12 protein-coding genes and 1 tRNA gene are annotated in these 17,961 nt (G+C 64.4%); 3 read left to right on the top strand and 10 right to left on the bottom strand.

Going from position 1 to position 17,961, the window contains the following annotated elements:
- Positions 1-246: 246 nt before the first annotated feature.
- Positions 247-1,518, top strand: a complete 1,272-nt coding sequence (locus OA56_RS08620; protein ID WP_141055979.1) for a bifunctional O-acetylhomoserine aminocarboxypropyltransferase/cysteine synthase — start codon at positions 247-249, stop codon at positions 1,516-1,518.
- Positions 1,519-1,596: 78 nt separating this feature from the next.
- Here the strand turns inward: OA56_RS08620 and OA56_RS08625 are convergent, their stop codons facing one another.
- The 8 genes from OA56_RS08625 to tig form a co-directional block, all read right to left on the bottom strand.
- Positions 1,597-2,964 carry a UDP-glucose dehydrogenase family protein gene (locus OA56_RS08625; RefSeq protein WP_141055981.1) on the bottom strand — a complete coding sequence of 456 codons (1,368 nt, stop codon included), beginning with the start codon at positions 2,962-2,964 and terminating at the stop codon, positions 1,597-1,599.
- Positions 2,965-2,989: 25 nt separating this feature from the next.
- Positions 2,990-4,300, bottom strand: a complete 1,311-nt coding sequence (locus OA56_RS08630) for a sensor domain-containing diguanylate cyclase (protein WP_461584681.1) — start codon at positions 4,298-4,300, stop codon at positions 2,990-2,992.
- Complete coding sequence (locus OA56_RS08635) at positions 4,301-4,615, bottom strand: hypothetical protein (protein WP_461584683.1); 315 nt, start codon at positions 4,613-4,615, stop codon at positions 4,301-4,303.
- A 92-nt stretch (positions 4,616-4,707) separates the two neighbouring features.
- Positions 4,708-4,783, bottom strand: a tRNA-Val gene (locus tag OA56_RS08640).
- A 56-nt stretch (positions 4,784-4,839) separates the two neighbouring features.
- Positions 4,840-7,266: an endopeptidase La gene (gene lon / locus OA56_RS08645; protein ID WP_055423589.1), complete on the bottom strand. Its 2,427-nt coding sequence runs from the start codon at positions 7,264-7,266 to the stop codon at positions 4,840-4,842.
- Positions 7,267-7,408: 142 nt separating this feature from the next.
- Positions 7,409-8,683, bottom strand: a complete 1,275-nt coding sequence (gene clpX / locus OA56_RS08650; RefSeq protein ID WP_461584686.1) for an ATP-dependent Clp protease ATP-binding subunit ClpX — start codon at positions 8,681-8,683, stop codon at positions 7,409-7,411.
- Between the two features lie 6 nt (positions 8,684-8,689).
- Positions 8,690-9,316, bottom strand: a complete 627-nt coding sequence (gene clpP, locus OA56_RS08655) for an ATP-dependent Clp endopeptidase proteolytic subunit ClpP (protein WP_055423587.1) — start codon at positions 9,314-9,316, stop codon at positions 8,690-8,692.
- Between the two features lie 114 nt (positions 9,317-9,430).
- Entirely contained in the window at positions 9,431-10,750 is a 1,320-nt protein-coding gene (gene tig, locus OA56_RS08660) for a trigger factor (protein ID WP_055423586.1), read from the bottom strand.
- Between the two features lie 78 nt (positions 10,751-10,828).
- Here tig and OA56_RS08665 point away from each other — a divergent pair, with 78 nt between their 5' ends.
- Positions 10,829-12,343: an NAD(P)H-hydrate dehydratase gene (locus OA56_RS08665; protein ID WP_461584689.1), complete on the top strand. Its 1,515-nt coding sequence runs from the start codon at positions 10,829-10,831 to the stop codon at positions 12,341-12,343.
- 19 nt (positions 12,344-12,362) lie between these two features.
- Here the strand turns inward: OA56_RS08665 and OA56_RS08670 are convergent, their stop codons facing one another.
- A complete protein-coding gene (locus OA56_RS08670) occupies positions 12,363-13,010 on the bottom strand; it encodes a response regulator transcription factor (protein WP_461584691.1) in 648 nt (215 codons plus the stop codon).
- Between the two features lie 4 nt (positions 13,011-13,014).
- Positions 13,015-14,982, bottom strand: coding sequence for a PAS domain-containing sensor histidine kinase (locus tag OA56_RS08675; protein WP_461584693.1), 1,968 nt, complete (start codon positions 14,980-14,982; stop codon positions 13,015-13,017).
- 285 nt (positions 14,983-15,267) lie between these two features.
- Here OA56_RS08675 and aceE point away from each other — a divergent pair, with 285 nt between their 5' ends.
- A complete protein-coding gene (gene aceE, locus OA56_RS08680) occupies positions 15,268-17,958 on the top strand; it encodes a pyruvate dehydrogenase (acetyl-transferring), homodimeric type (RefSeq protein WP_461584695.1) in 2,691 nt (896 codons plus the stop codon).
- Positions 17,959-17,961 lie beyond the last annotated feature (3 nt).

A 17,961-nucleotide genomic window follows, 5' to 3' on the forward strand; every position in this document is an offset into this window, starting at 1 on the left:
GAGGGGGTGGGGGTTTTTCGAGGTACCCAATAGCTTATCGACGGTTCCCGTGATGCCGTGGGGAAACCGCGGCGAGTGAGGTCGTGAGGCTGGAGGTTTGCTGGTTGGTTTGAACGCCAGCAAGTCCGTAAATTGAAATTCTTCGCGTGCGAATAACGACATTCCTTCCTTCCCCTGTGCGACCCTGGCCGTCGTGCTATATTTTCGCGATTCATTTTTCGCGACTCATCCGACAGGAGCCCCTCCATGCGCATCGAGACGATCGCCGTCCACGGCGGCTACACGCCCGACCCGACCACCAAGGCCGTGGCGGTGCCCATCTACCAGACCACGTCCTACGCCTTCGACGACACGCAGCACGGCGCCGATCTCTTCGACCTCAAGGTGCCGGGCAACATCTATACCCGCATGATGAACCCGACCTGCGACGTGCTGGAAAAGCGCGTCGCCGCCATGGAAGGCGGTATCGCGGGCCTGTCGCTCGCCTCGGGCATGGCTGCCATCACCTACGCCATCCAGACGATCGCCCAAGCCGGCGACAACGTGGTGAGTTCGGCCACCCTCTACGGCGGCACCTACAACCTCTTCGCCCATACGCTGCCCAGATACGGCATCGAGATCCGCTTCGCCGACCACCGCGACCCCGCCTCCTTCGCGCGGCTCATCGACGGCAAGACCAAGGCGATCTTCTGCGAATCGATCGGCAATCCCTTGGGCAACATCACCGACTTCGAGCGGCTCGCGGCGATCGCCCACGAGCACGGCATCCCGCTCATCGTCGACAACACCGTCCCCTCCCCTTACCTGTGCCGCCCTTTCGAGCACGGCGCCGACATCGTGGTGCATTCGCTCACCAAATACCTCGGCGGACACGGGAATTCCATCGGCGGGGTGATCGTCGACAGCGGCAAGTTTCCCTGGGCCGAGCACAAGGAACGTTTTCGCGTGCTCGTCGAGCCCGATCCGTCTTATCACGGCGTGAGCTACACGGAAACCTTCGGCGCTGCGGCCTACATCGCCCGGGCGCGCGTGGTGCCGCTGCGCAACATGGGCGCGGCGCTGAGCCCCTTCAACGCCTTTCTCATCCTGCAAGGGATCGAGACCCTGCCGCTACGCATGGATCGCATCTGCGACAACGCCGTGCGCATCGCCCACTTCCTGCGCACCCACCCCAAAGTGAGCTGGGTCAATTACGCCGGCCTGCCAGATCATCCCGATCACGCCCTGGTGCAGAAATACCTCGGCGGACGCGCGTCCGGCATCCTCACGTTTGGCGTCAAGGGCGGCCGCGAGGCCGGGGCGCGATTCCAGGATGCGCTCAAGCTGGTGACCCGGCTCGTGAACATCGGCGATGCGAAGACGCTCGCCTGCCACCCGGCCTCCACCACCCACCGGCAATTGAGCAAGGAAGAACTGGAGAAAGCCGGCGTGAGCGAAGACATGATCCGCCTGTCGGTAGGCATCGAGCACGTCGACGATCTCATCGCCGATCTCGATCAGGCGCTCGCGGCCGCCTGAGCCTGCCGCTCCCAACCCGAAGGGGACGGGGCGGCATCGAAGCTTCAGGGCGCGACCGCCCCGCCCTCTTCCAGCCGCTCAGGCCGCAATCGCCCCCTGCTCTGCCAGCGCGTTCGCCCGCCCGATGCCGACATAGGCAAACCCCAGCCGCTCGAGCTGCTGCGGGTCGTACTGGTTGCGCCCGTCGAAGATCTGCGGCGTTTTCAGAAGCCGCTTGATCGCCCCGAAGTCGGGATGGCGGAAAGGCTTCCATTCGGTCACCAGCACCATGGCGTCGGCTCCGTCGAGCGCGTCGTACTGGTGACGGGTGAAGACGAGACGGCCTTCGTCGAACCATTGCGCCGGGAACACTCGCCGCGCGTTGTCCATCGCGACCGGATCGTAGGCGCGCACGGTGGCACCGCGCCCGATCAGGCCCTCGATGAGCGGGATGGAAGGCGCTTCGCGCATGTCGTCGGTCCCCGGCTTGAAGGCGAGCCCCCACACGCCGAAAGTCCGTCCGGTGAGGTCTTCGCCGAAACGCGCGACGATCTTTTCTTCCAGCACGCGCTTCTGCTTCGCGTTGCGCTCTTCCACCGCCGTGAGCACCTCCGGTTCAACGCCGGCCGCCTGTGCCATGGCGATGAGCGCCTTGACGTCCTTGGGAAAACACGAGCCGCCGTAGCCGCAGCCCGGATAGATGAAGTGGTAGCCGATGCGCTGATCCGAGCCGATGCCCAAGCGGACGTTTTCGACATCGACGCCATAGCGCTCGCACAGCGCCGCGATCTCGTTCATGAATGAGATCTTGGTGGCGAGCATGGCGTTGGCGGCGTATTTCGTCATCTCGGCGTCGCGCACGCCCATGTAAATGACGCGCTGATGGCTGCGGTTGAAGGGGGCGTAGAGCTCGGCCATGCGCTCGCGCGCCGCTTCCGAATCCGTACCGACGATGATGCGGTCCGGGCGCATGAAATCTTCGACCGCAGCGCCTTCCTTGAGGAATTCGGGGTTGGAGACGACATCGAACGGGATCGACACGCCACGTGCATCGAGCTCTGCCTGGATCGCACGGCGCACCCGCTCGGCGGTTCCCACCGGAACCGTGGATTTGTCGACGATCACGCTGTAGCGCGTAAGCCGCCGGCCGATGTCGCGCGCCACCGTGAGCACGTGCTGCAGGTCGGCCGAGCCGTCTTCGAGCGGTGGCGTGCCCACGGCGATGAAGAGCACATCGCACTCGGCCATCGCCTCGCCCAGATCGGTGGTGAAACGCAGCCGCCCCTCGCGGTAATTGCGGACCACGATCTCGTCGAGCCCCGGCTCGTAGATGGGCAGCTTCCCGGCTTTCAGCCCCTCGATCTTGGCCGCATCGACATCGACGCACCACACCTCGTTGCCCATCTCGGCAAAACACGCCCCCGTCACGAGGCCGACATAGCCGGTCCCGATCACGCACAAATCCATGAAAAACTCCTCGAAGTGAAACGTTTCAATCCTCTTCTTCCGGATCGATCCAGACCAGCCGATCCCGGCCATGCTCTTTGGCTTGATAGAGCGCCCGGTCGGCACGGGCGAAAACATCGTCGATGGTGCGGTCCTTGATCGAGAAAGAGGTCCCCCCTGCACTCACCGTATAGCGGATCGCATGGCCTTCGTAGACGACGACGCTCTGGCGAATGGTACGCATGAGGCGTTCGATCGCTTGGGTCGCTGCTTTATCGTCGGTTTGCGGCAACAGGATGCCGAACTCCTCTCCCCCCAGGCGGCCACAGACGTCCATCTGACGCAGGGATTGCCGAACCGTGTGGGCGAAATGACGCAGCACGGCGTCGCCAGCGGCATGCCCAAGGGTGTCGTTGATGCGTTTGAAGTGATCGAGATCGACGAGGCAAAAGGAGGAATCGATCGTGAATCCGGAACGAACGACGCGCTGAAACTCCTTTTGCATCACCTCGAGAAAAGCGCGGCGGTTGGGCAGCTCGGTGAGGGGATCGGTCATGGCCATGCGTTCGAGCCGCTCTTCGAGCAGCACCTGCTCGGTGACGTCGCGGTAGGTGGCGATGTAGTGCACAGGCCGCCCCTCGTTGTCGGTGACGGGGGCGATGGTCACGTCGTGGTAACGCAACTCCCCCGTCGCCGTCTTGTTCACCATCCGTCCCTGCCAAACCGCTCCTTGGGAAATCGTCTCCCATAATTCCCGATAAAACGAGTCTGGTTGGAGACCACTATGAAACAGAAGGCCGGTCCGCGTGCCAATGAGTTCGTCGGCACTGAAACCGGTGATCTGCTCGAGAGCCGGATTGACCCATTCGACGGTACCGTCGGCCGCCGCGATCATGATGCCTACCGGCGCATGGCGCAGCGCTGCGGTCAAGAGGCGATCTCGCTGGATTTTTTCTTCTTCCTGGGTCACGTCACGCGACACACCGATCGCACGCAACGCGCGCCCCGTCGTAGGATCGCGGTCACATACCTGGCCACGATCTTCGAGCCACAGGATGCGGCCATCCGGTGTCCGAATACGGTAACGCTGCTGATAAATAGCAGTTTTTCCTTTGAGCAGATCGATGAGGGCCGAGCGAACCTTGGGCCAGTCATCGGGATGGACCAAGGAACGCCATTCGGCAAAGCTGAGGCTGACGGGCTCGTTACCCAAGCCCATCCAACGGCTCCATTGGGCATCGAGCCAGGCGGTCTCATGCACGAAATCCAGATCCCACGTCGCCAGTCCGGCCGCTTCCAGGGCGAGCCGCAGGCGCGTCTCGAGTCGAGCAGGGGACGAGGCAGGATCGGACCGCATTCACGCCCCTTTTGCTGGCAGGAGCCCGCGGGCCTCGGCTTCTTCGTAGATCGCCCGCGCCACGGCCTTCCACACGGGGCCGCCGTGCAGCTCCTCCCCCATGTTCGCCGAGGAGGCCATGGTCTGGAACATGAGGGCGATGAGCCCCAAGAGCTCGGCGCGCACGCGCGGCTCGAGCGAAGACGCATAGAAATGCTGGGAGATTTTTTGCGGATCGGTGTCGAGCGCTTCTCGGGCGAGATCGCGCATCTGCTGCGCGTTCGTCGGATCCAGCCCCAGCACGGCGAGTTTGGCCGCGATGGCGTGTTCCAGCATCTCCACGTTCCGCCCCAGAAACGATGGCTGCACCATCGCGCCAGCCCTCTCATGTACCAATCGTTCAATGATAGCATGGCGGGGTAGGAGCATGGTGGGTGCTGACGGACTCGAACCGCCGACATTCGCCTTGTAAGGGCGACGCTCTACCAACTGAGCTAAGCACCCGCCTCGAGCGCCGGCAATGGTACCATCACCGGCGCTTCCTGGCAAACGCCGCGGGCTCAGTGCGGCAGTTCGGCTGCCCCCGTGCCCGCGGCGGTCGCCGTAACCGCGACCGTGGCCACAGGCGGCTCACTTGCCGGCGCGAGCGGCTCGGGCTTGCGTTCGAGGGCGAGCTCGAGCACCTGCTCGATCCAGCGCACGGGGATGATCTCCACGGCGTTCTTCACGTTGTCAGGGATCTCGGCCAGATCCTTGACGTTCTCCTCGGGAATGAGCACCTTGCGGATGCCGCCGCGCACGGCGGCAAGGAGCTTCTCCTTGAGCCCGCCGATCGCCAGCACTTCCCCCCGCAGGGTGATCTCGCCGGTCATGGCCACGTCGCAGCGCACCGGAATCTCGGTGAGCGCGGAGACGAGCGCCGTGGTGATGGCGATACCGGCCGAAGGACCGTCTTTGGGGATCGCGCCTTCGGGCAGGTGCACGTGCACGTCGGTCTTCTCGTAGAAATCCTCCGGGATGCCGAGCTTGCGCGCGCGCTTGCGCACCACGGTAATGGCCGCCTGGATGGATTCCTGCATGACCTCGCCGAGCTTGCCCGTGGTGATGACCTTGCCTTTGCCCGGCATCACCGCCGCTTCCACGGTGAGGAGTTCGCCGCCCACTTCGGTCCAGGCAAGTCCGGTGACCTGCCCCACCTGGTTCTCTTTCTCGGCCACGCCGAAGGTGTACTTGCGCACGCCGAGATAGGTCTCGAGATCGCCCGCATCCACCGTCACCGGAGCCTTCAGCGCCTTGAGCAGAATGCCCTTGACCACCTTGCGGCAGATCTTGGAGATCTCTCGCTCGAGGCTGCGCACGCCGGCTTCCCGCGTGTAGTAGCGCACGATGTCGCGGATCGCCGCGGTGGTGACGCTGAGCTCGTTCTTCTTCACGCCGTTGAGCTTCATCTGCTTGGGCAGCAGATAGCGCTCGGCGATGGCGATCTTCTCGTCCTCGGTGTAGCCGGAGAGCCGGATCACCTCCATGCGGTCCAAAAGCGGCGCCGGGATGTTGAGCGTGTTCGCCGTGGCCACGAACATCACTTCCGAGAGGTCGAAATCGACCTCGACGTAGTGGTCCTGGAAGGCGTGGTTCTGTTCGGGGTCGAGCACTTCCAGGAGCGCCGAACTCGGATCGCCGCGGAAATCCATGCCGATCTTGTCGACTTCGTCGAGCAGGAAGAGCGGGTTTTTCACGCCGACCTTGATGAGGCTCTGGATGATGCGCCCCGGCATGGCGCCGATGTAGGTGCGCCGATGGCCGCGGATTTCGGCTTCATCCCGCACCCCACCCAGGGCCATGCGCACGAACTTGCGCCCGGTGGCGCGTGCCATCGACTGGCCGAGCGAGGTCTTGCCCACGCCGGGAGGACCGACCAGGCACAGGATGGGGGCTTTGACGACGTCGACGCGCTTTTGTACCGCCAGGTATTCGACGATCCGCTCCTTGACTTTCTCCAGGCCGTAGTGATCGGCATCGAGGATTTTCTGCGCCTTGGCCAGATCGAGCGTGACCTTGGTCTTCTTGTTCCAGGGCAGGCTCACGAGCACGTCGAGGTAGTTGCGCACCACCGTGGCCTCGGCCGACATGGGCGACATCATGCGCAGCTTCTTGAGTTCGGCCTCGGCCTTTTCCTGCACCTCCTTGGGCATTCCCGCGGCCTTGATCTTCTTCTCGAGCTCTTCGAGCTCGGCCTGTTCGTCGCCTTCGCCGAGTTCCTTCTGGATGGCCTTGACCTGCTCGTTGAGGTAGAACTCGCGCTGCGATTTTTCCATCTGCCGCTTGACGCGGCTACGGATGCGCTTCTCGACTTCGAGAATGTCGATCTCGGCCTCGAGCAGCGCCAAGAGCCGCTCCATGCGCGGCACGAGGGCGAGGATCTCGAGCAGCTCCTGCTTCTTGTCGAGCTTGAGCGGCAGATGGGCCGCGATGATGTCGGTGAGATGCTCGGGATCTTCGAGCGCGGCGAGCGAGGCGACGAGCTCCTGCGGCAGCTTCTGGTTGAGCTTGACGTACTCTTCGAAAGCGGAGAGCAGCGAGCGGCGCAGGGCCTCGGTCTCGCGGGCATCGCCGGTCTGGGTTTCCAGCGGCTCGGCCAGGGCGACGAAGGTGTCGCCTTCTTCGAGAATGCGTGCAAAGCGCGCGCGCTGCCGCCCTTCGATGAGCACCTTGACCGTGCCGTCGGGCAGCTTGAGCATCTGCAGCACATGGGCGATGCACCCGAGCGTGAAAATGTCGTCGGGACCGGGATCGTCCTTGGCGGCGTCTTTCTGCGTGGCGAGTACGAGCCGTCCGCCGTTTTCCATGGCGCGCTCGAGCGCCTTGATGGACTTGGGCCGCCCAACGAAGAGCGGGATGACCATGTGCGGGAACACCACCACGTCGCGCAAGGGCAGCAGCGGCAGGTGTTCGAGGGTTTTCCCCTGGGTTTGGATGAGCTCTGTCATGAGTGGAAATCCTGATGAGGCGAGGAATCGCTACCGTGCAATATGGTAGCTTGAACGGCAAAAATCAAGGGGAGAAAAAAGCACATTGGCGGCGGGGCCGAAACGGCCCCGCACCGAAGAGAGAAAAACGAAACGTCGAACTTCAGTTGGCGCCGCTGACGCGGGCTTCTTCGCCGCTGAGCTTGAGGGGGGGGGTGCCCTGCGTCACGGTGGATTCCTCGATGAGGATCTTGTGCACGCCTTCGCTGCTGAGGTTGGGGAGCTCGAACATCAGGTCGAGCAATACGTCTTCCATGATGGAGCGCAGCCCGCGCGCGCCGGTGCGCCGTTCGATGGCTTTACGGGCGATCGCCCGGATCGCGCCGGGGGTGAATTCGAGCGCCACGCCTTCCATCTCGAAGAGCTTGCGATACTGCTTGACGAGCGCGTTCTTCGGCTCGGTGGCGATGCGCATGAGCGCCTCTTCGTCGAGCTCCTCGAGCGGCACGATCACCGGCAGACGCCCGACGAACTCGGGAATCAAGCCGAAGCGCACGAGATCGTCGGGTTCGACCTGGCGCAGCAGTTCGGATTTCTTGCGCTCTTTCTTGCTCGCGACCATGGCGCCGAACCCGATGCCGGCGGCTTCCGTGCGCCGCTCGACGATCTTCTCCAGCCCCTCGAAGGCGCCACCGCAGATGAAGAGGATGTTGGTGGTGTCGAGCTGGATGAAGTCCTGGTTCGGGTGCTTGCGCCCGCCTTGAGGCGGCACGGAAGCCACCGTGCCTTCGATGAGCTTCAAGAGCGCCTGCTGCACGCCTTCGCCGGAGACGTCGCGGGTGATGGAGGGGTTCTCGGACTTGCGCGTGATCTTGTCGATCTCGTCGATGAAGACGATGCCCCGCTGGGCACGCTCGACGTCGAAGTCGCAGGTTTGAAGCAGGCGGGCGAGGATGTTCTCCACGTCTTCACCCACGTAGCCTGCCTCGGTGAGCGTGGTGGCGTCGGCGATGGCAAAGGGCACGTCGAGCTTGCGCGCAAGGGTCTGCGCGAGCAGGGTCTTGCCCGAACCGGTAGGGCCGATGAGCAGGATGTTGCTCTTGGCGATCTCCACGTCGTCGTCGCGGCCGGCGAGCGCCAGACGCTTGTAGTGGTTGTAGACCGCTACCGAGAGCACGCGCTTGGCGTAGTCCTGGCCGATGACGTACTGGTCGAGATAATCGACGAGCTCCCTGGGCGTGGGCAAGTGCCCTGTGTGCCCTTCCCCTTCGCCCAGGTCTTCCGCCAACTCCTGACGCACGATGTCGTTGCACAACTCGATGCACTCGTTGCAGATGTACACCGACGGGCCGGCGATGAGTTTCTTGACCTCGTGCTGGCTCTTGCCACAGAAGGAACAGTAGAATTCGCCGTTGTCGCTGCGTTTATTCTTCGCCATGGTTCCTCAGATGTCTTCGCGACGGATCAGGACCTTGTCGACCAGGCCATACTTCACGGCTTCTTCCGCGTCCATGAAGTTGTCCCGCTCGGTGTCGCGCTCGACGCGCTCGACGTCGTTGCCGGTGTGAAACGCCAGGAGCTCGTTGAGCTTGGCCTTGATTTTGAGAATCTCGCGGGCGTGGATCTCGATGTCGGTGGCCTGTCCCTGAAAACCACCCAGGGGCTGGTGGATCATCACGCGGGAATTCGGCAGGCAGTAGCGCTTGCCTCTGGCGCCTGCCGCGAGCAGGAAGGCGCCCATGCTCGCCGCCTGGCCGATGCACAGGGTGCTCACGTCGGGCTTGATGAACTGCATGGTGTCGTAGATGGCCATGCCGGCCGTGACCGAGCCACCCGGCGAGTTGATGTAGAAGTGGATGTCCTTGTCGGGGTTCTCGGATTCGAGAAAGAGGAGCTGCGCGACGACGAGGCTCGCGACCGCATCGTCGACAGGGCCGACGAGGAACACGACGCGCTCCTTGAGCAGGCGCGAGTAGATGTCGTAGGCGCGCTCGCCGCGACCGCTTTGCTCCACCACCATCGGCACGAGGCCGAGCCCGAGCGGGGTGTTCGCCTCAAAGGATTGTTTCATGGTTCCTCACGCAGGAATTCGTTCAATTGTAGTTGACGCGAAAACGCGCGGCGGGTTCGCGCGGCGAACAAACTTCGCCCGCCGAACGTCGCGGCCGCGCGGGTTTGCCCATCTTCAGGCGGGGCGCTGCGTCATGAACTCGTCGAACTCGACGGGCTTGTCGACCACCTGAACCTGCTCGAGCACCCATTGCACGACGTTGTTCTCGATCGCCACCGCTTCCACCGACACCAGGCGCTCCGGATCGGAATAATACCAATTGACCATCACCTCTGGGTGCTCGTACTCGGCGGCCACCTCTTCGACGAGGGCGCGCACCTGCTCCGGTTTCGCCTGAAGTTCATGGCGCTTGACGAGCTCGCCGATGACGAGGCCGAGCTTGACGCGGCGGCGGGCCTCTTCTTCGAAGAGCTGCGGCGAGAGCTCGAGCTTGCCGGCGTCGAACCCGCGCATGCTCAGGTCACGCCGCATGCGCTCGACGAGCTGTTCGGCTTCGGTCTCGACGAGGGCGCTCGGCACGGCGAAGTCGTGGGCGGAGAGCAGCAGATCGAAGACCTGTTTCTTTACTTCGTTGTCGATGCGCTGCTTGAGTTCGCGCTCGAGCGAGGCGCGGATCTCGTCGCGCAACTTTTGCACGTCGCCATCCTCGATGCCGAGCGCACGGGCAAAGTCGGCATCGACCGCAGGCAATTCGGGCTCTTCGACTCGATGCACCGTGAGCTCGAACTGCAGCGTCTGGCCGGCGAACTTGTTGTCCTCGCCTTCAGGGAAGGTTACCTCGAAGGTTTTGGTTTCGCCAGCCCGCATGCCGATCGGCGCCTTCTCGATATCTTCGAGCAAAGCGCCAGCGCCGATGACGAAGGGGAAGTTTTCGACTTGGCCGTTCTCGACCACCTCGCCATCCTTGCGCGCGGTATAAGAGACGGTGACGCGATCGCCTTCCTGCGCCGGCCGGTCGACTTCGTGGTACGTGGTGCGCTGCTTGCGCAGGCGCTCGAGGGTCTTGTCGATTTCGGCCTCGGTGATCTCGAGCCGCGGACGTTCGACCGTGCGGCCGGAGAGATCGGCGGGTTCGACTTCGGGGTAGACTTCGAAGCGGGCCGTGAAGGCGAGAATCGCCGCATCGGCCGATTCGGCGGGTTCGATGCGGAAACCGCCCGCCACGCGCAAGCCTTCGCGGGCGACGGCTTCGTTGAAGGTGCGCTCGATCGCCTCGCTCACGGCTTCGGTCCACATTTCGTTGCCATACATCTGCTTGACGAGGCGCATCGGCACCTTGCCCGGACGAAACCCAGGCATCTTGACGGTGGGTGCGATGCGTTTGAGGCGCTTTTCGGCGTCTTTCTCGACGTCGGCCACGGGAATGTTGAGCGTGAGCGAACGTTCGAGCGGATTGGCGGGTTGTTGCGCGGGCGTCTGTTCGGCGACTTCCATCCGAGTTCCTTGCATTCGTGGGTGAAGAAAACGGTTTTTCATTTTAACATGGTTTGATCTCCAGCCAGGAGTCGCATCATGCCTTTCGCGCCCTTTTCCCCTTTCATTGCGCCCCTTTCTTCCCGCCCCTTGCTCCGTCTGAAGGAGATCCGGGCGATCGAGGCGGTGGAAGTCCCCTTGGCCGATCCGCCGCTGATGGAGCGTGCCGGGGCGACGATCGCCCGCTCGGTGATCGCGCACGTCCCTCCGGGCGGTTTGGTGTGCATCCTGTGCGGACCGGGCAACAACGGGGGGGACGGGTTCGTGGCGGCACGTCGGCTGCTCGCCCTCGGACGACGCGCCGTGGTGATCGGCTGCTTCGACGCGACGCGCATGGAAGGCGAAGCCGCGGCGGCGCGCGCCGCCTTTCTCTCGGCTGGCGGCACCGTGCTTCCTGGTCCGGAAGCGCTCGACGAGCTGCCGGCAGCGATCGTGGATGCCCTCTTCGGCATCGGCCTTGCCCGCCCCATCGGCGAGCCCTACGCCTCATGGATCGAGTGGGGTTCGCGGCAGACGGCGTTCAAACTGGCAGTAGACGTCCCCAGCGGGCTCGATGCCGACACAGGGCGCTGCACGGGGCCATGTTTCGAGGCAAACGCCACCCTGACCTTCCTCGCCGACAAGCCAGGTCTGCACACGCTCGACGGCCCGGATCGGGCCGGTGTGGTCATGGTCGATGCGCTGGGAGTCGATGCCTCACGCCACGACCTGGGACGGGGGCGTTTGCTCGGGCTGGACGCCTTCGCCGGCCACCTGCGGCCGCGGCGCAAGAACACCCACAAGGGCAGTTTCGGCCACGTGCTGGTGGTGGGGGGCGCGCCGCGCATGAGCGGAGCGGCCTTCCTGGCGGGGCACGCGGCGCTCGCCACCGGCGCCGGCAAGGTGACCCTGTGCGCGCTCGACCCGAACATTCTCTCCTTCAGTCCAGTGCATCCGGAGTTGATGGTGGGAAACGCGATTCCCGAGCGCGGCGTCGATGTCCTCGTCGTCGGGCCGGGCTTGGGCGCCTCGGCCGAAGCCCGCGCCCAGCTCGCGCGACTACTGCCTTCCTCTCTGCCGCTCGTGCTCGACGCCGACGGGCTCAATCGCCTGGCCGTCGACGCCGAATTGCAGGAGTCCCTGCGCTCACGCCCGATTCCGGCAATCCTCACGCCCCACCCCATGGAAGCCGCGCGCCTGCTCGGCACCGAGGTGGCCGCCGTGCAGCGCGACCGCATCGCCTCCGCGCAGGAACTCGCCCAGCGCTACCGGGCGCATGTCGTGCTCAAGGGCTGCGGCTCGGTCGTGGCCGACCCCGACGGCGCCTGGGCGATCAACCCCACGGGGAATCCGGGCATGGCGAGCGCCGGCATGGGCGACGTACTGAGCGGCCTGCTGGGGGCGCTGCTCGCCCAGGGCTGGCCGGTACCGCTGGCGGCGCGCTTCGGCCCATTCCTCCATGGCGCCGCGGCCGATCGGCTCGTTGCAGAAGGGATCGGCCCGATCGGGCTCACTGCCAGCGAGACGGTGAGCGCGGCGCGGCGCCTGCTGAACGAATGGTCGGTGCGGGTTTGAGTGCTGCCGGGTGCGGCCTCTATTCGAGCTGTCCCCAGGGGCGGACACGCTCTTCCTCCCACCAGGTCATCGTCTGCACCAGTTCGGCGAGCGAATCGCTCGCCATCTTTTCCATCACGCGGGCACGATAGACCTCCACCGTCTTGATCGAGATACCCAGATCGTCTGCAACCTGCTTGTTGAGGCGACCCGCGACGATGAGCGCGAGCACTTCGCGTTCGCGCTGCGACAGGCTCGCGAGGCGCCGCTCGATTTCCATGCGCCGGCGCTGCCGCTCGCGCAGGGTGCGTGAACGCCCGAGCGCCTCCTCGATGCGATCGAGAAGCTGTGCATCGGAAAACGGCTTTTCCAGGAAGTCGACCGCCCCCTTGCGCAACAGGCGTACCGCCATGGGAATGTCGCCGTGTCCGGTGATGAAGATCACCGCCAGCGGCAGCTCGCGCCGGCGCAACTCATCGAAGAGTTCCAGTCCGCTCATGCCGGGCATGCGCACGTCGAGCAGCACGCAGCCGCCGTCCTGCGGTCCGACGGCAGCAAGGAAACTCGCCGCATCGACGTAGGTGCGCACACAATGGCCGCTGCCTTCGAGCAGCCACTGCAGGGAATCGCGCATCGCCTCGTCGTCGTCGACGACATGCACGAGGCGCCCTTCCTCCATCCCGTTCATTTCCTCATTCCTCCAGCGGCAGGGTGAAGCGAAACACCGTCCCCCCTTGGGGATTGTCCTCCACCATGAGCCGTCCCTCATGGAATTCGACGATGGAGCGGCAGATCTTCAGGCCCATGCCCAGACCGTCGGGTTTGGTGGTGAAAAAGGAGGTGAAGATCTGCTCTCGTTCTTCCGGCGAGAGACCGCGGCCCCGGTCGATGACGGCCACGGCCACGTGGCGTTCGTCCTGACGTGCCGCCTGTACCCGGATCTGGCGCGCAGCCGGCCTCGTGCGCGCCATCGCTTCGATGCCGTTGCGGATCAGATTCACCAGAACTTGCTCGATGAGGATCTGGTCGGCGCGCACCGGCGGCAGCACCTCGGGAAGCTCCACCAGAAGACGCACGTTGTGCCGCTTGGCCTCGGGTGTCATGATCTCGACGGCCCCCTCTACGATTTCGGCAAGCGGCACCGACTCGCGCCGCGGTTCGGACTTGCGCACGAAGTCGCGGATGCGGTTGAGGATGGAGCCGGCGCGCTCGGCCTGAGTCGCCGCTTTCTCGAGCACGGCACGCGCGGCCGCCTCGTCGAGCCGACCCTGCTCCAGCCGGCTCATGCCGCCGCGACAATAATTGGCGATCGCCGCGAGTGGCTGGTTGAGCTCGTGCGCGAGGGTCGACGCCATCTCGCCCATGGTGATGAGCCGCGCCGTCTGCTGCAGTTGGGCCTGGCGCTGCAGCTCCAGCGCGCGCAGATGCTGATGAACGGTGATGTCGGTGGCGATCGCCATGCGCACGATGCGCCCATCGACCCAGCGCGTGAGCTGCTCGTGCACATGGTACCAGCGCCCGGACTCGGGATGCTGCACTTCGCCGTCGAACAGCTCGCGGGGTAGCGTCTCTTCGTCGATCGGCTCGCCGTCTTGCCCCAGTGTGAGCGGACGCGGCACGCCCAAGGCCGCCGCCCGTTGTCCCACCGCGTCGAAACCATAGATGCGCTTGAATGCCCGATTGGCGAAGAGGATCTCGTCGCTTTCCCAGTCTGCCACGAAGACTGCGGCATCGAGCCCCTCCAGCACCGCGGCGAAACGGCGTTGGGCCGCTTCGAGCGCGGCGCGCACCCGCCGCGCCTCGGTCACGTCGGTCACGGCCGCCATCCAGCCGGTGTGCCGCCCCTCGCCATCGATGAGCGGAGAGAGGTAGAAGCGCACGTCGAGCCGCTCGCCGTCCTTGCGCCGGATGCGCATGTCGAACCCCTCGGGAGGGAAACGGCCCGCCAGCGTCATGCGCAGGCTCTCCCAGCACGTCTCGAGCGATTCCTCCGGCCAATAGGGGAACGGTGGCCCGCACCCGAGCAGTTCTTCCTCCGTGAACCCCACCAATCGGCAGAAGGCGGGGTTCACATAGATGATGCGCCCCTGCAGATCGATCGCCCGCAGGCCGGTGACGAGGGATTCCTCCATCGCGCGGCGAAAGGCCATCTCGGCCTGCAGCGCCTGCTCGGTCTGTTTTGCTCGGGTGATGTCATGAGCGATGGCGTAGCAGGCATCCTCGTCATTGACCGGGTTGATGTGCCACGACAGCCAACGATATTCGCCGGTAATACCATGCATGCGGGCGACGAATTCCACCGCCTCGCCGCTCGAGAGCCGGCGCAGGGCCGACATCGTTTCGGCCAAGTCGTCGTGGTGCACCAGATCGATGAGCGACTTGCCCTGCAGCATCCTCTCGGTATAGCCGAGCACTCGGGGGAACGCCGCATTGCAGCGCAGGATCTTTCCGTCTTGCCCCAGCACTGCCAGCAGGTCGAGCGAAAAATGGAAGAGCCGGTCCCGCTCGCGTTCGAGCCGCCTCAGGGCCAAACCACGCTGCCGAACGCGAACGAGGAGCACGATCACCCACGCTCCCAGCGCAGCGATCACCAGCAGCATGGTCAGCATCTCGGCGTTGACGCCGGTGGCGGCTTCCGAAGCGCCCCACTGGTAAAGCATGGCTCCGGCGCCTAACATGATCAGGGCAAACAGGGCCCCTGCGGCGCCAAAACGCACAGGGGCATCGTCGCGCGAGGAACTGACGGGGAGACTGGTCTTCATCGGTAGGTGGGAACGCACGGAGACGGAAAAATTCCTCGACCGACAATGTCGCGCATTCCTGGCCATTCCACCACTAGGGGAAACCCGTAGTCATGCCACCGTCTCTTCGTGCTGCAGCGCACGATTGCGCTTCGTGAAATTAAATTTTATATTGCGGGATGTACACCGCAAAAGGAGCCGCTCATGTCCGTCCAGTCCCAGCACCACGTCCATCCGGATCCGGATCCCGAAGAAACACGCGAGTGGTTGGACGCGCTCGACGCCGTCCTCGAACACGAAGGCCCGGAGCGGGCGCACGCGCTCCTCGAGACCTTGATCGAAGAGGCCCGAGAACACGGCGTTGACATTCCCTATTCGGCCAACACCGCCTACATCAACACCATCCCGGTCGAACTGCAGCCGCCTTATCCGGGCGACCCCGATCTGGAAATCAAGATCCACTCGTACATCCGCTGGAATGCGATGGCCATGGTGGTACGTGCCAACCGCGATTCCAACGTGGGCGGGCATATCGCTTCCTTCGCCTCGGCCGCCGTGCTCTATGACGTGGGGTTCAACCACTTTTTCCATGCGCCGAACGAAAAGCATCCAGGGGACCTCGTCTTCTTCCAGGGACACTCCGCTCCGGGCATCTACGCGCGCGCCTTCATGTTGGGGCGGCTCACGCAAGAGCAGCTCATCAGCTATCGGCGCGAGATCGACGGCAAGGGGCTTTCCTCCTATCCCCACCCCTGGCTGATGCCGGCCTTCTGGCAATTTCCCACCGTCTCCATGGGGCTGGGTCCCATCCAGGCGATCTATCAGGCGCGCTTCATCAAGTATCTCGCCTGCCGGGGGCTGCTCGACGCGGAACGAGCCGCCAAGCGCAAAGTGTGGTGTTTCATCGGTGATGGGGAAGTCGACGAGGTCGAGACCTTGGGCGCGATCGGTATGGCCGCGCGCGAGAAGCTCGACAATCTCATCTTCGTCATCAACTGCAACCTGCAGCGGCTCGACGGTCCGGTGCGCGGCAACGGCAAGATCATCCAGGAACTGGAAGCCGAGTTCCGCGGCGCCGGCTGGAACGTCATCAAGGTGATCTGGGGCTCGCGCTGGGACGCGCTCTTTGCCCGCGACAAGCAGGGCATCCTGAAAAAGCGCCTCATGGAGCTGTGCGACGGCGACTACCAGACGTTCCGCGCCAAGAACGGGGCCTACATCCGCGAACACCTCTTCAACACCCCCGAGCTGAAAGCACTGGTGGCCGACTGGACCGACGAGGAGATCTGGCAGCTCAACCGCGGCGGCCACGACATCTTCAAGGTGCACGCCGCCTACAAGGCCGCTGTCGAGCACCAGGGGCAGCCGACGGTGATCCTCGCCAAGACCATCAAGGGCTACGGCATGGGCCAGGCGGGCGAGGCGATGAACATCGCCCACCAGGCAAAGAAAATGGATCACGACGCGATCCGCAGTTTCCGCGACCGTTTCCGTCTCCCGGTCCCCGACGACCAGATCGATGCGCTGCCTTTCCTCACTTTCGCGCCCGACTCGCCCGAGGCGCGCTACATGCACGAACGGCGCCAGGCGCTGGGCGGCTATCTGCCGCAGCGGCGGCAGAAAGCGAGCGAATCGCTGGAAATTCCGCCGCTCGAATCGTTTGCCTCCTTCTTTGCCGGCAGCGGCGAAGGGCGCGAGATCTCCACGACCATGGCGCTGGTACGCATGATGATCCAGCTCATGCGCGACAAGAAGATCGGCAAGCGCGTGGTGCCCATCGTACCGGACGAGTCGCGCACCTTCGGCATGGAAGGGATGTTTCGCCAGTTCGGCATCTGGAACCAGGAAGGGCAGAAATACGTTCCCGAGGATCATGACCAGCTGATGTTCTACAAGGAGTCGCGCGACGGCCAGATCCTGGAGGAGGGGATCAACGAAGCGGGCGCGACGAGCGACTGGATCGCGGCGGCCACGAGCTACAGCGTGCACGACGTGATCACGATCCCCTTCTACATCTTCTATTCCATGTTCGGCTTCCAGCGCACGATGGATCTCATCTGGGCGGCGGGAGATCAGCGCGCCCGGGGCTTTCTCATCGGCGGCACCTCGGGGCGCACGACCTTGAACGGGGAAGGGCTGCAGCACCAGGACGGCCACAGCCACGTGCTCGCGCACGTCGTGCCCAACTGCATCAGCTACGACCCGACCTTCCAGTACGAACTCGCCGTGATCGTGCACGAAGGCTTGCGGCGCATGATGGCGGAACAGGAAGACGTCTTCTACTACATCACCGTGCTCAACGAGAACTACGAGCATCCGCCCATGCCCGAAGGCGAGAGCGTGCGCGAGGACATTCTCAAGGGAATGTATCTGCTGCGCGCTGCCCCGGCCGGCGACGCGCCCCGCGTGCAGCTCATGGGGTGCGGCTCCATCCTGCGCGAAGTGATGGCCGCGGCCGACATCCTGCGCGAGGACTGGGGCGTGGCCGCCGACGTGTGGAGCTGCACGAGCTTCAACGAGCTCGCCCGCGACGGCCAGGATACGGTGCGCTGGAACCTGCTGCATCCGCTGGAATCGCCGCGCAAGAGCCACGTCGAGCAGAAGCTCTCCGGGCACCGCGGACCAGCGGTGGCGGCGACCGACTACGTCAAGCTCTTTGCCGAGCAGATCCGTCCCTTCGTCAAGCGCACCTATTACACGCTGGGCACCGACGGTTTCGGGCGCTCCGATACCCGCGAAAAGCTGCGATTCCATTTCGAGGTCGACCGGCATTGGGTGACGCTCGCCGCGCTCATGGCACTTGCCGAAGACGGCGAACTGCCGCGGCGCAAGGTGGCCGAGGCCATCGTCCGCTACGGCATCGATCCCGCCAAACCCAACCCGCGCACGGCCTAAAGG

It is taken from the genome of Tepidiphilus sp. HLB4 (genome assembly GCF_054823945.1).